The 15,055-nt window shown below is 70.3% G+C and carries 11 protein-coding genes; 1 reads left to right on the plus strand and 10 read right to left on the minus strand.

Annotation, left to right across the window (positions count from 1 at the left end):
- The 10 genes from ASD77_RS02270 to ASD77_RS02315 all read right to left on the minus strand — a co-directional run bounded on the left by ASD77_RS02270 (position 1) and on the right by ASD77_RS02315 (position 8,645).
- Positions 1-840, minus strand: coding sequence for a hypothetical protein (locus ASD77_RS02270; protein WP_055936723.1), 840 nt, complete (start codon positions 838-840; stop codon positions 1-3).
- Entirely contained in the window at positions 830-1,438 is a 609-nt protein-coding gene (gspM, locus tag ASD77_RS02275) for a type II secretion system protein GspM (protein ID WP_235578452.1), read from the minus strand. Before gspM ends, ASD77_RS02270 begins: the two co-directional genes overlap by 11 nt.
- Entirely contained in the window at positions 1,431-2,570 is a 1,140-nt protein-coding gene (locus ASD77_RS02280) for a PilN domain-containing protein (protein WP_055936730.1), read from the minus strand. Before ASD77_RS02280 ends, gspM begins: the two co-directional genes overlap by 8 nt.
- On the minus strand, positions 2,567-3,418 hold the full coding sequence (locus tag ASD77_RS02285) for a type II secretion system protein GspK (RefSeq protein WP_055936733.1): 852 nt from the start codon (positions 3,416-3,418) through the stop codon (positions 2,567-2,569). The genes ASD77_RS02280 and ASD77_RS02285 overlap by 4 nt, the downstream gene beginning before the upstream one ends.
- Positions 3,415-4,092 (minus strand): prepilin-type N-terminal cleavage/methylation domain-containing protein, encoded by a 678-nt coding sequence (locus ASD77_RS02290; RefSeq protein WP_055936736.1) that lies wholly within the window; start codon positions 4,090-4,092, stop codon positions 3,415-3,417. Before ASD77_RS02290 ends, ASD77_RS02285 begins: the two co-directional genes overlap by 4 nt.
- Positions 4,089-4,520, minus strand: coding sequence for a prepilin-type N-terminal cleavage/methylation domain-containing protein (locus ASD77_RS02295; protein ID WP_055936739.1), 432 nt, complete (start codon positions 4,518-4,520; stop codon positions 4,089-4,091). The genes ASD77_RS02290 and ASD77_RS02295 overlap by 4 nt, the downstream gene beginning before the upstream one ends.
- Positions 4,517-4,927 (minus strand): GspH/FimT family pseudopilin, encoded by a 411-nt coding sequence (locus tag ASD77_RS02300; protein ID WP_156383560.1) that lies wholly within the window; start codon positions 4,925-4,927, stop codon positions 4,517-4,519. Before ASD77_RS02300 ends, ASD77_RS02295 begins: the two co-directional genes overlap by 4 nt.
- Positions 4,928-5,043: 116 nt before the next feature.
- Positions 5,044-5,478, minus strand: a complete 435-nt coding sequence (gene gspG / locus ASD77_RS02305) for a type II secretion system major pseudopilin GspG (RefSeq protein WP_055936745.1) — start codon at positions 5,476-5,478, stop codon at positions 5,044-5,046.
- A 23-nt stretch (positions 5,479-5,501) separates the two neighbouring features.
- Entirely contained in the window at positions 5,502-6,716 is a 1,215-nt protein-coding gene (locus ASD77_RS02310; protein ID WP_055936750.1) for a type II secretion system F family protein, read from the minus strand.
- Positions 6,717-6,845: 129 nt separating this feature from the next.
- On the minus strand, positions 6,846-8,645 hold the full coding sequence (locus ASD77_RS02315; RefSeq protein ID WP_055936753.1) for a S8 family peptidase: 1,800 nt from the start codon (positions 8,643-8,645) through the stop codon (positions 6,846-6,848).
- Positions 8,646-9,238: 593 nt separating this feature from the next.
- Here ASD77_RS02315 and ASD77_RS02320 point away from each other — a divergent pair.
- Complete coding sequence (locus ASD77_RS02320; protein ID WP_055936756.1) at positions 9,239-15,028, plus strand: ESPR-type extended signal peptide-containing protein; 5,790 nt, start codon at positions 9,239-9,241, stop codon at positions 15,026-15,028.
- The last annotated feature ends 27 nt before the right edge of the window (positions 15,029-15,055 follow it).

Raw genomic sequence — 15,055 nt, forward strand, 5'->3', positions numbered from 1 at the left:
CTACTGTGTCTTGCCGGGCGTTGCCGGCGGCGTGGTGGGTTGCGCCTGCTGCTGCCGCAGCTGCGCGCGGCGCTGCTCGATGCGCTGGCGGATGGCTTCCATCTGTTCGTCGGTGGTGGCGACCGGTGCGGACGGCGTGCTCGACGACGGCGACGAAGAAGGCGTGGGCATGGCGACCGGCGCCGGCGCCTGTCCGGGTACCGGGGGCGAGGCTACGGTCGGCATGGCCACCGGCGCGCTGTTGCCTCCGGTGGTGCGACCGCCCGGCATCGCCGGCGGCGCGCCCGCCGCAGCGGGCGGCACCATCGGCGGGACGGTGGCGACCGCGGTCGGCGGTTGTCCGCCGGCGCCGTCGAAGACGCGCAGTTCCAGTTCGCGGCGACCTTCCGGTCCGTCGAACACGGCGCGGCGCGGACCCAGTTCCGCCAGTTGCCAGCCGGGGAAACCCGCCGGCGACTCGCCCACTTTCACCCGCAGGCCTTCGCCTCCCTGAGCGGGCTGCACGATCGCCAGTTGCAGCGACGGGGTGATCAGCACGCTGGTCAGCACCAGATCGAAGGTCGGTGCCGCGGCTTCTTCGCCGGACAGGAAGAACGGCTTGGGGCGGCGGTCTTCGGAGAACAGCGGGCGCGCGCCCACGTCGGCGTACTGGTCCAGTGCGCCCAGGCGCTCCGGCGGACTGGGCGGCAAACGCGGTAGGGCCTGCACCAGGGCCGGATCGGCCGGCAACGGCGTGATGCGGCTGCCCAGCCCGAACAGTGCCAGCAACGCGGCCAGCACGGCCCATCCCGCCACGACGGCGAGCAGCCAAGTGCGGACGCTCCAGGCATCAGCGCGCACCGGCAGGCTCCTGGTTCACCGCCGGCGAGGGCTTGAGGTAACCGTACAGGTCGAAGTTCACATCCAGTCCACCGGTACCGCTCTCGCTGGCCTGGAAGGCGTAGCGCTGTGCGAGCAGGTTGACGTTCTCGACGAACAGGCGCGGGCTGCCGGATTCGATCTGGTGCAGCACCGAAGCGAGTTCGGGCGCGCCACAGCGCAGGCGCACCTGCACCACCACGCGCGGGTAGACCTCGCGACCGCCAACCGCCAGCGGCGACTGGTTGGCGATAGCGCAGCTGCGGTTGCCCGGGCTGGCCTGCTTGACGATCGTTTCCAGCCGCTGCACCAGCCCGGCAGTGGCCAGTTCCACCGTCGCTTCCGGCAGGAAGCCCGGGCGCTGCGCCTGCTGCGCCAGCGCGGCCGTCAGTTCGCGTTGCACCTGCGGGGCCTGCTGCAGCTGGGTGCGGATGCGCAGTTCGCGCTCGCGCAGTTCGTCGACGCGCGCACCGACCTCCTGCATCGGCACCGTCCACCACGGATGCACCAGCACGAAATAGCCAAGCAGCAGCGCGGCCAGCAGCAATGCCAGCGCCAGCCAGCGGTCGCGGTCAGTCACGGCCAGCGGCATTGGCGTCTCCCTGCGGGTTGGCGGCCGGGTCCTGCTTGCCCAGCAGTTCGGCGGTCAGGGTGAAGCGGTCCATGCGCGTGCGCGGATCCGGCTGCAACGCGCCGCTCAAGGCGGGATTGCGCCACAGCGGGGAGCCCTGCAGGCGCGCCACCAGTCCGGAGGCTTCCGGACTGAAGCCGATCAGCGTGAGCCGGTCGCCTTCGATGGCGAGCTTTTCGAGATAGGTGTTGTCGGGCAGGCGCCGGGTGACGTCGTCCATCACTTCCAATGCGGTGGGACGGCGGGCGCTGGTCTGGTTGAGCACCGTGGTGCCGGTGACCAGGTCGACCAGCTGCTGTCGTTGCGCGGCCACGTGCCGCGCGGCGTCGGCGCGGCTGTCGACCTGGGCGGCGAAAGCGTCGGCGGCCGCGCGACGGTTGTCCAGCACCGCCCAGGCCGCGAACACCAGCGCCACCACCGCCACCGCGGCGAGCGCCAGGTGCAGGCCACGCTGCGGCGCCTGCCGGGCCACGCGCGCGGCCTCGGGCAACAGGTTCAGGCCGAGGATCCCGCCCTCGGCGTCTTCCACATCGGCACCCGCCATGCCGTCCGCCAGTCCCCCCAGGCGGGCCAGGCCGCTGGTGAAGGCGACGGTCGGCACCGCCGCCAGTTCGACCTCGAGCTGGCCGTCCCCGCGCACGCCCAGCACGCGCGCATCGAAGCACGCCTCGTTGGCGGTGAACGGCGTCTGCCGGTCCAGCTCGAACGCCAGCACGTCGCGCAGGCGTTCCGCGGCGGCAGCGGGCAGCAGCAGGCGGCGACGCAAGGCCATGCCCGCCGGCACCAGCCACCAGCGCGGCACGCCGGCCAGGCGGTTGCCGAGTAGCGCGCGCAGTTCGTCCGCCGTGACGGTCGCCGGCAGGCGCGCGAGCGTATGCCGCTGCGTGCCTTCCAGCCAGCTCATCTCGATCTCGTCCTCCTGCCGCTGGAACAGCAGGCGGTCGCCGGTCAGCCCCAGCAGCACGCGCCAGCGTGCCGGCAACCAGGTCGCCAGCGCCTGTCCCCACCACGCCAGGAAACTGCGTGGCCCGGGGCCGAAGCGCGCACGGAAGCGCTGCAGGGTGTCGCGTACGCCGCTCATTGTGGTGACGCTCCCTCCTCCCAGCGCAACAAGGTATAGGCCGAACCCGGCACCGGGCTGGCTCCCGCGCGCACCACCGTCCTCAGCGCCGCCTCGCGGCCATCGGCCAGCCGCGCACGGCTCTCGATACTATACGTGCCGCTCCCGGTGCCGACGAGTTGCGGGTTGCCGGCCGCACCGGTGGCATTGCGCTGCGCCAGCCACGCCGCCGCATCCACGCCCATCGCTTCCAGCACCGGACCCTGCGCATAACTCGCGTCCGGTTGCCCGCGCCCCGAGTACAGGGTCAGGAACGGCGCCATCCGTGCGTACAGGTCGGGCGTCATGCCCAGGACCTGTTCGACCTCCGCGAGGGTGTCGAACGGCGCGTCCTTGGCGCCGTAGTCGCGACCGGCTGCCGCGTAGTCGCCGTCCTCGGCGCCGCCCACCGGCTGGCTGAGGTTGTCGGCATCGCGCCAGTCGACGATCGCCGCCGCCAGCGCGTCGCTGACATCGGCCGGCTGTCCGAGCGCCTGCATCAGGCGCGACAGCAGCGGCAGGTCGGCCTGGTTGAGATCGACCTTTCCCGTCTCGTCGACGATGCGCACCTGCACCTCGTTGCCATCGAAGCTCCATGCGTAGGCACGGCCGTTGGGTTGCCAGTGGGTCTCGGGATTGCGGTCGGACACGCGCACCAGCGCGTACTCGATGCCGGCCCGCGCGATTTCCTGCGCCACCGCGCCGCGGCTGCCTACCCGCCCCTGCAACGCTTCCATCCGCGCGGTCAGCGCGTAGGCGCCGACCAGCGCGGTGAGCAACGCCACCAGCCACAGCACCAGCAACAGGGCGGCACCACGCGCACGGTTCATGGCAGCACCGGATTCGTGCCGCCCGGCAGCAGGCCACCGCCCGCGCCGCCCTCGCTGCGCGCCAGCGTCACCACCAGGTCGGGCCAGCGGCCGCCGTGCACCGCTTCGGCTTCCATTTCCACCTTCACCTGCAGCGGCAGCATCTCCGAGGTTTCCCAGCGGTCCTGCCATGGGCCGAGCCGGTTGTCCGCGTCCAGGCCGCGATAGCGGAAGCGCACCGCGCGCAGGCCGTCGGCGAGGCGTTCGGCGCGCTGGCCGCGGGCGGCCTGGTCCACCTCTTCCAGCGACGCTTCCGGCCGCGCCACGGAGAACGCCACCTGCAGCCGCCCCTGGTCGTCGGCGACCAGTTCGTGCAGGTAGGGGCCGCCGTAGCCAAGATAGTCCGGCAGGTCCGCCACGAAGCGCATGCGCTGCGGCGAACCGATGAAGCGCGCCTGCCGCAGCGAACTGCGATCGGTGGCGAACACGATGGGCTGCGCGGAGGCCAGCCGCGCGCGCAGGTAGCCGTGGACCGCGCGCATGCGTTCGCTCGCCTGCGCCATGTCCTCGCCGCGAGTCACCACGGCGGTGGACGAGCGCAGCGTGGCGAACGCCAGCGCCAGCCCGGCCGCCATCAGCACCAGCGCCACCAGCACTTCGATCAGGGTGAAGCCACCGGCCTGCGCGCGCCTCACGGCATCACCGCCTGGTTGATGTCGCGCGGCGCCAGCCGCAGCGTGCGCCACTGCATCGCCTGCCCGCGCTCGTCGCCCCAGCGCACCATCAACCGCACGTCGAGCAGTTGCGGCGCGCTGCCATCGACCTGCGCGCGCGCCGCCAGCGGATCGGCGAACGGCGCCACGTCGAGCTGCCAGCGATAGCGGTCGCCTTCGAAGCTGCCTTCCTGCCGGCCCGGCTGCAGGACCTCACCCGCGCCCAGCTGCGCCAGCAGCGACTGCGCGTGCAGGGTGGCGCGACTGCTGTCGGCCGATTCCCGTACCTGCCGGCTCGCGCCGGACAGCGAGCCGAGCAACAGGGTCAGCGCGAGCGCCAGCAGGGCGAAGGCGACGATGACTTCGAGCAGGGTGAAGCCGTGCTGGTCGCGGCGTGCCGGCGGCGTCATGGCGCCCGCACCTCGTCGCGCAGCAGCCGGGTTTCACCGGTCAGCCAGGCCACGTCGGCGCTCCACGCCGCCGTTCCCGCCGACAAGGTCACGCGGCCACCGGTGGAGCCGCCATCGGGAAAGAACAGGATCGCGCCCTCGCCCGCACGCAGCTGCGCCTCGCGCACACCGGTGAAGTGGACCGACAGCGACCCGTCGATCTCGCCGCGACGGTCGCCGGCGGCTTCCCACGCATGCGCACGCGGATCGATCCGGAACAGCTGCGGTTGCCCGGTCGCGATGGCGCGCGCCCGCGTGTAGCGCAGCTGCGCGGCGATCTCCTTCGATTCGGAACGCAGCCGCATGCCGTCCATGCCGCCGGTGAACACCATCGCCGCGAGGATCGCGGCCGCCGCCATCAGCGTCATGACCAGCAGCGTTTCCAGCAGCGTGAATCCACCGATTCGCGCACGCGCGCCGGCGCGCCCGGAGGCGGACAGGTGCGCAGGGACGGAGCGGCGTGCCACGACGGCGGGCGTCGCGCTTATTCGTTCTTGATGTCCGCGTTGACGCTGTCGCCACCGGCCTGGCCGTCGGCGCCCAGGCTGACCAGGTCGAAGCGCTGCGTCTCGCCGGGAATACGGTAGTCGATCGGGTTCTTCCACGGATCCTGCAACTCGCTTTCCTTCGCATACGGCCCCAGCCAACCGGGCGCGTTGCCGGGGTTGGTCACCAGGTCGGTCAACTGCGCCGGATAACGTCCGGTGTCCAGCTGGTAGGTTTCGATCTTGCCCGCCAGCGTCTGCACCTGCGACTGCGCCAGCTTGACCTTGCCGCTGTCGGCGCCGCCCATCACGCGGCTGCCCACCAACACCAGGATGCCGCCGATCAACACCAGCACGATGATGATCTCGAGCAGGCTGAAACCCTGCTGGGAACGCGGGGAACGGAACGCAGTCATCGAACGCATGCGGGACATGATGGCGGACTCTCCAGTAAGGCTCAGTTGATGGCGCCGGTCAGATCGTACAGCGGGACCAGCACGGCGATGATGACCACGCCGACCACGGCGGCCAGGACGAGCGTGATGGCGGGGACGAGGGCGGCCAGCATACGGTCCAGCACCTGAGCGGTTTCCTGCTCGAAGGTCTCGGCGGTCTTCAGCAGCATGCCGTCCAGCGCACCCGACTCCTCGCCCACCTGGATCATCTGCAACGCCAGCCGCGGGAACCGCTTGCCCTTGCCGAGCGAGGCGGACAGGCCATGGCCGTTCTTGACGTCCTCGGCGGCCACATCCACGTCGGCCGCCAGCGCCCGGTTGCCCAGCACGTTGCGGGCGATCCCCAGCGCGGTGAGCAGCGGCACGCCATTCTTCAGCAGCGTGCCCAGCGTGCGCGCCAGCCGCGCGGTCTCCAGGCGCGCAACCAGCGGTCCGACCAGTGGCCGGCCCAGCAACCAGGCATCCAGCCGCCCGCGGAAGGCGGCATCGCGGCGGCGGCGGTCGAACCACAACAGTGCCAGCGCCGGCACCGCGATCAACACGAACCAGAAGTCGCGCACGAAGGCGCCCACCCACAGCACGCCCTGCGTGAACCAGGGCAGCGTCACGTCCAGGCTCTCGTACATCACCGCGAACTGCGGCACCACGTAGCCCAGCAGGAACAGCAATGCGAAGCCCACCACCACCAGCAGGATGGCCGGATACACCAGCGCGTTGACCACGCGCCCCTTCAACGCGCGGCTGCGCTCCAGGTAATCGCCGAGCCGCTGCAGTGTGTCGTGCAGGCTGCCGCCCGCTTCGCCGGCGCGCACCATGTTGATGTAGAGCCGCGAGAACAGGCCATGCTGCCGATCCAGCGCCGTCGACAACGGCGCGCCGCCGCGCACGGCATCGCGGATATCGGTGATGACGCGCCTCGCCTTCTCGTCTTCCGGCAGGTCGAGCAGGATGCCGAGCGCGCGATCCAGCGGCTGCCCCGCACCCAACAACGTGGCGAGCTGCTGGGTGAACTGCACCAGCCGGTCGCCGGCGAACGCATTCGGCCGCCACAGCTGCCGCAGGCTGCCGCCACCACCGGCGGAGGCCAGGGCGGCTTCGACCGGCAGGTGTCCCTGCTCCTGCAGACGCGCGACGACCTCGGCATCGCTGGCGGCGTCCATCTGGCCGTCCAGCATTTCACCGTGCGCGTTGAGGGCCTTGTAGCGGTAGAGCGGCATGCGGCAGGACGATCGGGGAATGCGCCAACTTACCGTATTCGCCCGTCCAGCGTCATGGGCGGGCATCACGTCACGACACGAAGCGGCCCCGGTGTCCCGGGGCCGCCATGCCGTGAATTGCCGTTCGTGTCAGGGCGCGGTGAAGCTGCCCCGCACGCTGACGCCGGCGAACTTCGTCTTGCCCACCAGAGAGACGTAGTACGTGCCTGCCTGCGGACTGGCGATGTTGATCACCTCATTGTTGCCCGGCCGCGCCGAACGCAGGTCGTAGTTCGTCGCCGTGGCCGCGCTGCCGAACTTCACGTAGACATCGGCATTGCCGCTGCCGCCGTAGCTGATGAACGACAGGTTGGTGGCACCGGCCGGCACCACCAGCGCGTACTGCACCACCGCATCCTTCGCGCCGGTATTGCCACCGACCGCCACGTTGTTGGTCAGCGGCGTCGCCGTGGGCGGCTCGCCGCCGCCGATGACGGCCTGCACCGCCGCCGCCGCGTTGACGATGCCGGCACCGATCGGCCGGTTGGCCGGCGGCGCCACCGGGAACGGACGCACGGTCGCCTTCAGCGTGGCCAGCACCTGCGCCGGCGTCAACGGCGTCGCGGCGACGCTCTGCATCAGCGCGACCACCGCCGCCACGTGCGGCGCCGACATCGACGTACCGCCCAGGCCGAAGTAGGTTTCGGTGGTGGGCACGGTGGTGCCCGCATTGCCGGCCGACCACACGTAACCACCCGGGTTGCCGTCGACGCTGCCGCCACCACCCGGCGCCGAGATGTCGACGCGCGCGCCGTAGTTGGAATACGAGGCGATGCCGCCGGTGATGCGCGTGGCGCCCACCGTGATGACCCCGGCGCAGTTGCCGGGCGAGAAGCCTGTGACGTTGCTCGCATCGTTGCCCGCCGCCACCACCACCGTGCTGCCGTTGGCGATGGCGATGTTGAAGGCGTTCTGCTCCACCGCGCTGCAGGCGCCGGTACCGCCGAGGCTGAGATTGATGACTTCGGCCGGATTGGCATTGGCCGGCACACCGGCAACGGTACCGCCGGAGGCCCAGATCACAGCATCGGAAATGTCCGAGGTGTAACCGCCGCAGCGGCCCAGCACGCGCGCGGGCACGACCTTCGCATTGAAGGCGCCACCCGCCATGCCCTTGGCGTTGTTGGTCACCTGCGCGACCGTGCCGGTCACGTGGGTGCCATGCCAGCTGCTGTCCTGCACCGGAGAGCCCGCGTAGCACTCGCCCGCAACGGGATTCCAGTCGCCTTCGTCGAGCGGGTTGGCATCGCGCAGGTCACCATCGCGCGACACGAAGGTATCGCTGATGAAATCGTAGCCGGGCAGGATGTTCGCATCGAGATCGCTGTGCGGCGTGATGCCGGTGTCGAGTACGGCGACCACCACGCCCGCGCCGGTCGCATCGTCCCAGGCGGCCGGCAGGTTGATGCCGCCGACCGGATCCTTGAAGTGCCACTGATACTGGTTGTAGAAGCTGTCGTTGGGCACCAGCCGCGCATAGCGGCGCGCGTCCACCTCGACGAACTCCACGTCCGGATCGGTCGCCAGCTGGCGCAGCAGGCTCTCGGCCTCGACGCGGTCCAGCTTGCGCGAGGTCTTCACCAGTTCCGCGCCAATGCCCAGGCGGCGCAGTTTCGCCGCACTCACGGCCTTGCCGTTCGAAGGACCGAGCGCAGCACGCGACACGGCGCCCAGCAGGGAACGCTGCAACGCGGTGCCGTTCGCGCGCGCCGTGCTGCCATCGCGGTACTTCACGATGAAGCGGTCATAGGTTTCGCCGTCGCGCAGACCAGCGGCACTGACATCACCCGCCGATGCACTCGCTGCGAAGCAACCAAACGCGACGATTGCGGCAAGTGCAGCAACCAGGGGACGACGGTGGGAAAGGCGGAAAGAAGAATATGGATTCACTTGACCTGCTCCATGTCTACAAGGATGAACGAACTGGTTAACCCGTTTACAACGTGCGTACTCAATGACTTGCGACTTCCCTTTCAAGCGGCGCGTGCAGGTACCCCTGTTTACCTGTCACGACACTCTTCACGCAGCGCATACACCCTCTGCACATGGCTTTAACGCCTTGTTTTCAGCTGTTTCGTCGCGCTGGGTCGAACGTAGCAAATCTCTCGCAAATTGCACAACGCGGATGTAGTGTTCGATCACACGGAGTTGTTTTGCATCATCTCGGGATGAGGGGATGGGGAATGCGGGAATCGTTTTTCGGCGCGACTGCTTTTTGTTTCGCACCTCCACATGCACGTCTTTTCCGCGACGCCTCCGCGTCGTGTTTCCTGTACCTGCGGCAGCACACCCCGGTGTTGCCGTTCGATGTCCGCACACCCTTCTCCCTCGCTTCCGTTGCTTCGTGCGACCCGGCCCTGCGTCTCCCCTGTCGCAGGCCGCGCTGTCTGTTTCCCTGAGCAGTCCGCCTCGAATCCCCGTGCCGCCTGAAGGCCCGGGTGCTGTCGTATTCCCCCGAAAACACAGAATGAAGGACGTGATCGATGAACAGGATTTACCGCAAGGTGTGGAACCCCTCCCTCGGCATGCTGGTGGTGGCCTCGGAGTTCGCGCGGCGTGCGCATGGCGTGCTGTCGTCCGGCGCGCCGGTGCGTGCGCGCCTGGGCGTGACGCTGTTGGCCACTGCGCTGCTCGCCTGCGTGTCGTCCGGCGCGGCGTTCGCGCACGACAAGCAGAAAGGCAAGCCGCAGAACGACAAGCCACAGATCGGAACGGGTCCGGCCTTCTGCGTGGATGCGCGCGGCAATCCCATCATCGATGGACGTCCCGGCGAGAACGCGGTGTCCTGCGGTGACGGCGTCGATGCCTCCGGCCGCCATGCGGTCGCCGTGGGCTACAAGAGCATCGCCAACAAGGCCGGCGCCACCGCCGTCGGCGGTTACGCCGAGGCCAAAGGCGTGAACGCAACGGCCGTGGGCTACGACAGCAGCGCGACCGCGCAGGGCGCGACGGCGCTGGGTAGCCAGAGCAACGCGACCGGCGCGAATGCCACCGCCGTCGGCACGCAGGCCAACGCGACCGCAACGGGCGCGAGCGCCATCGGCACGGGCAGCAGCGCCACGGGCGCCTATGCCGGCGCGTTCGGAAGTGCGTCGTCGGCAGCGGGCACGCAGTCGCTGGCCGCCGGCCACACGAGTACGGCGAGCGGCGTCGCGACGGTGGCGGTCGGCGGATTCGCCAATGCCTCGGGCGGTTTCGACACGGCGGTCGGCTATGGTTCCGAAGCCAGCGGCGGCGACAGCACCGCGCTCGGCTCCGGCTCCCTCGCCACCGGCTACAACAGCGTGGCGGTGGGTGGATCGCTGCTCGGCTTCCTGCCGACCGAAGCGTCGGGCGATTTCTCGACCGCGGTGGGCGGCGGCGCGTGGGCGCCGGGCACGAACGCGACGGCCATCGGCAACCTGGCCTCGGCCAGCGCCGACAACAGCGTGGCGCTCGGCGGCGATTCCGTTGCCGACCGCGAGGACACCGTATCGGTCGGCAGCGCCGGCAGTGAGCGGCAGATCACCAACGTCGCGGCGGGCACGGAAGGCACCGATGCGGTGAACGTCGACCAGCTCAACGCCGTCGCCGAAGCGTCCGAAGACGCTACCCGCTACTTCAAGGCGAACGGCGAAGGCGATGGCAGCGACGATGCGACCGCGACCGGCGACTACGCGACCGCCTCCGGCTCCGCCGCGCTGGCAGAGGGTGTCGGCGCGACCGCGACCGGCTCCGGTGCCTTCGCACTGGCCGACGGTGCGACGGCCACGGGCTCTGGCGCCACGGCGAGCGGCAGCAACAGCGTGGCCAACGGCAGCAGTGCCGAAGCCAGCGGGGAATCCAGCATCGCCATCGGCGGCTCGGTGGATGCCTTCGATGCCGATGGAAATCCGATCACCGTCAACACCGTGGCCTCCGGCCTGGGTGCCACGGCCGTCGGCTCGGGCAGCCTGGCGTCGGGACTCGGCAGTTCGTCATTCGGTGTGCTCAGCGAAGCGAGTGGCGAAGCCAGTTCCGCCTTCGGTTATGGCAGCGCGGCGAGCGGTGCCTATGCCTCCAGCTTCGGCCATGCCAGCGGCGCCACCGGCGACTACAGCGTGGCCGTCGGCGGACCGGCGGACCTGATCCCCGGTTTCGGCTTCCTGGTCTACACCCAGGCCAGCGGCTTCAGTGCCGCGGCGTTCGGTGCTGGCGCGATCGCGGCCGGCGACTACAGCCTGGCGGCCGGCAGCCTGGCCGAAGCCTCCGGACTGGAAAGCACGGCGGCGGGCTTCTTCTCCTATGCGCCGGGCGACTATGCCACCGCGCTGGGCGCGGAATCCTGGGCCAGCGGCGACAACAGCACGGCGGTCGGCTTCTACAGCACGGCGCTGGGCGACAACAGCGTGGCACTCGGCGCCAACTCGACGGCGGACCGCGACAACACGGTTTCCGTGGGTGACGTGGGCAGCGAACGGCAGGTCACCAACGTGGCGGCGGGCACGGAAGGCACCGATGCGGTGAACGTCGACCAGCTCAACGCCGTGGCGGAAGCTTCGGAGAACGCGACGCGCTACTTCAAGGCCAACGGCGCCAATGACGGCACCGATGACGCAGTTGCGAATGGCGACTACGCCACGGCCTCCGGCTCGGCCGCGCGGGCCGAAGGCGTCGGCGCGACCGCGACCGGCTCCGGTGCTTTTGCACTGGCGAACGGCGCGACGGCGACCGGCTTCAACGCCACCGCCACCGGTGCGAACAGCGTCGCCAATGGTGCCGGTGCGCAGGCCACCGGCGCAGGCTCGGTGGCCGTCGGCGGCCAGCGTCAGCTGTTCGACGAGAACGGCGATCCCGTGCTCGATGAAGACGGAAATCCGGTGTATGCCAGCACCGAAGCCACGGCAGACGATGCCACGGCGGTGGGCGTAGGCGCGGTCGCCAGCGAGGTCGGTGCGAGCGCGGTAGGCGCGGGTGCGAATGCCTCCGGTGCCTATTCCTCCGCGCTCGGCACCGAGGCCAGCGCATCGGGCACACAGGCCACGGCCGTCGGCTTCCGCAGCGATGCGTCGGATGACGCTGCCTCCGCCATCGGCAGCTACAGCAGTGCGTCCAACTTCGGTGCCTCGGCCTTCGGCTACGGCGCCGAGGCCAGCGGCAACAGCGCCACGGCACTGGGTTTCGGCGCGGTGGCGAGCAACTTCGACTCCACCGCGCTGGGTTCCAACTCCATCGCCAGCGGCGACAACAGTGTGGCCGTCGGTGGTGCGTTCTTCGGCTTCATTCCGACCGAGGCCTCGGGCGACTACTCCGTTGCCGTCGGTGGTGGCGCTTTCACGCCCGGCTTCAATGCGGTCGCGCTGGGCAACCTCGCGACGGCCGAAGCCGACAACAGTGTCGCCATCGGTGGTGATTCGGTTGCGGATCGCGAGGACAGCGTATCGGTCGGCAGTGCCGGCAGCGAGCGGCAGATCACCAACGTGGCGGCGGGTACCGAGGACACCGATGCGGTGAACCTGGGCCAGTTGAACGACGTTGCGGAAGCATCGGAAAACGCCACCCGCTACTTCAAGGCGAACGGCGAAGGCGACGGTACGGACGATGCGGTGGCCAGCGGCGACTACGCAACGGCGTCGGGCTCTGCCGCACTCGCCGAGGGTGTCGGCGCGACCGCGACCGGCTCCGGCGCCTTCGCACTGGCGAACGGCGCAACGGCGACCGGCTTCAATGCCAGCGCCACCGGCGCGAACAGCGTCGCCAACGGTGCCGGTGCGCAAGCGGTTGGCGCAGGCTCGGTGGCCGTCGGCGGCCAGCGTCAGTTGTTCGACGAGAACGGCGATCCGCTGCTCGACGAAGACGGCAATCCCGTCTATGCCAGCACGGAAGCGACGGCCGACGACGCCACCGCCCTCGGCGCAGGCGCCATCGCCGGCGAGGTCGGCGCCAGTGCAATCGGCGCGGGCGCGAATGCATCCGGTGCCTACGCCACCGCGCTGGGCACGGAAGCGTCGGCGTCCGAGACCCAGTCCACCGCCGTCGGCTTCCGCAGCAGTGCCGACGGACTGGCCTCCACCACGGTGGGTGGTTACAGCAGCGCGGCAGGCGACTTCGCCTCGGCCTTCGGTTACGGCGCGGCGGCGGGTGGCAGCGGCGCGACCGCGGTGGGCGAAGGTGCGAGTGCGGGCGGCGATGAAAGCACGGCGGTCGGCGGCACCACCTTCTTCGGCCTCATCAACACGCGCGCCAGCGGCACCGGCGGTTCGGCGTTCGGCAATGGCGCCTGGGCCACCGGCGAATACAGCACCGCGCTGGGCCACAACAGCTACGCCGACGGCGACGACAGCGTGGCGATCGGTGTGAACTCGGTGGCGGAGGCGAGCAACAGCGTCGCGATCGGCGCCAACTCGTGGAACGATCGCGCCGACACCGTGTCGGTCGGCGATGTGGGTGCCGAACGCCAGATCACCAACGTGGCGGCCGGCACCGAAGGCACGGATGCGGTGAATCTGGATCAGCTCAACGCCGTGGCCGAGGCCTCGGGGAACGCCACGCGCTACTTCAAGGCGAACGGCGCGGGCGATGGCAGCGACGATGCGACCGCGACCGGCGACTACGCGACCGCCTCCGGTTCGGCCGCACTGGCAGAGGGCACCGGCGCGACGGCGACCGGCTCCGGCGCGTTCGCACTGGCGGACGCTGCGACCGCCACCGGCTTCAACGCCACCGCGAGCGGCGCCAACAGCGTCGCCAGCGGTGCGGGCGCGCAGGCGGCCGGTGCAGGTGCCGTCGCGATAGGCGGGCAGCGGCAGCTGTTCGATGAGGACGGCAACCCGCTGCTGGATGAGGACGGCAATCCCGTCTACGCCAGTACGGAAGCGACGGCGGACGATGCGACGGCCGTGGGTGCGGGCGCCGTGGCCAGCGACACCGGCGCGACCGCGACCGGTGCGGGCGCCAGCGCGTCCGGTGCCTATGCCACTGCGACCGGCACGGAAAGTGCCGCGTCGGGCCTGCAGGCTACCGCCACCGGGTTCCGCAGCGATGCCTCGGGCGATGGCTCGGCCGCCATCGGCAGTTACAGCAATGCCTCCGCCTTCGCCGCATCCGCGTTCGGCTATGGCGCGGAGGCGTCGCAGGAGAGCGCCACCGCGCTGGGCTTCGGCGCCGTGGCGAGCAACTACGATGCCACCGCGCTGGGCTCGAACGCCGTCGCCAGCGGCGACAACAGCGTGGCGGTCGGCGGCGCGTTCTTCGGCTTCCTGCCCACCGAAGCGTCGGGTGACTACTCCGTCGCCGTGGGTGGCGGCGCGTACACGCCGGGGGTCAACGCGGTCGCATTGGGCAACCTGGCCACGGCCGAAGCCGACAACAGCGTGGCCATCGGTGGCGATTCCGTCGCCGATCGGGAGGACACCGTGTCGGTCGGCAGCGCCGGCAGCGAGCGGCAGATCACCAACGTCGCGGCCGGTACCCAGGCCACCGACGCGGTGAACATGTCGCAGCTGAGTTTCGTCGCCAGTGCGCTGGGCGGCGGCGCCGGCTTCTCCGGCGGCGTGTTCATCGCGCCGAGCTACACGATCCAGGGCACGTCGTACAACAACGTGGGCGCGGCGTTCACCGCCGTCGACGCCAAGCTCAACGAGTTGTACGGCATGTACAGCGGATCGGGTAGCGGCGCCACCGCATCCGCCAGTGCGGCACCGCCGACGCAGGCTAGCCAGGGCCAGGTCGCCGGCGGGACGGCCGCGGCGCCCAGCGACGGCGGCAACGCGTCGTCGCCGACCCGCGGCACGGCGACCACCACGGATGCCGCCGGCAGCGGCGCCGTGGCCAGTAGCCAGCCTGCGGTCGCGGCACCGACCGACACGACCGCGGCAGCGGACGTGCCGGCCGCGGCGGCGTCCTACGCCGATGCGGGCGACGCCAACACGCTCAGCAGCGCACAGTCCTATACCGATCAGTCCTCGGCGAGCACGCTGGCCAGTGCGAAGGCGTACGCCGACTTCCAGGTCAAGGCGCTGGAGGACGACTTCAACGCCTTCCGCGGCGATGTGGACCGTCGCTTCTCCGAGCAGGATCGTCGTCTCGACCGGATGGGCGCCATGAGCTCGGCGATGTTGAACATGGCGATCAATGCCGCCGGCAGCCGCAGTCCGCGCGGACGGGTCGCCGTGGGCGCGGGTTGGCAGAACGGCGAGAACGCCTTGTCGGTGGGCTACTCCAAGCCGATCGGCGAGCGTGCGTCGTTCAGCATCGGTGGCGCGTTCAGCGGCGACGAGAAGTCGGCTGGCGTGGGTTTCGGTATCGACCTGTAACCCATCCGCTGCAACGAAGAAGGGCCC

Origin of the sequence: Pseudoxanthomonas sp. Root65 (genome assembly GCF_001427635.1) — a bacterium.
In the GTDB taxonomy this organism is placed as follows: Bacteria; Pseudomonadota; Gammaproteobacteria; order Xanthomonadales; family Xanthomonadaceae; genus Pseudoxanthomonas_A.

What these genes read in the sequence shown, in the direction of transcription:
- ASD77_RS02280 (WP_055936730.1), bottom strand. Translation starts at nt 2,570, where the DNA reads ATGAGCGGCGTACGCGACACCCTGCAGCGCTTCCGTGCGCGCTTCGGC.
- ASD77_RS02285 (WP_055936733.1), bottom strand. Translation starts at nt 3,418, where the DNA reads ATGAACCGTGCGCGTGGTGCCGCCCTGTTGCTGGTGCTGTGGCTGGTG.
- ASD77_RS02295 (WP_055936739.1), bottom strand. Translation starts at nt 4,520, where the DNA reads ATGACGCCGCCGGCACGCCGCGACCAGCACGGCTTCACCCTGCTCGAA.
- ASD77_RS02300 (WP_156383560.1), bottom strand. Translation starts at nt 4,927, where the DNA reads ATGACGCTGATGGCGGCGGCCGCGATCCTCGCGGCGATGGTGTTCACC.
- gspG (WP_055936745.1), bottom strand. Translation starts at nt 5,478, where the DNA reads ATGTCCCGCATGCGTTCGATGACTGCGTTCCGTTCCCCGCGTTCCCAG.
- ASD77_RS02310 (WP_055936750.1), bottom strand. Translation starts at nt 6,716, where the DNA reads ATGCCGCTCTACCGCTACAAGGCCCTCAACGCGCACGGTGAAATGCTG.
- ASD77_RS02320 (WP_055936756.1), top strand. Translation starts at nt 9,239, where the DNA reads ATGAACAGGATTTACCGCAAGGTGTGGAACCCCTCCCTCGGCATGCTG.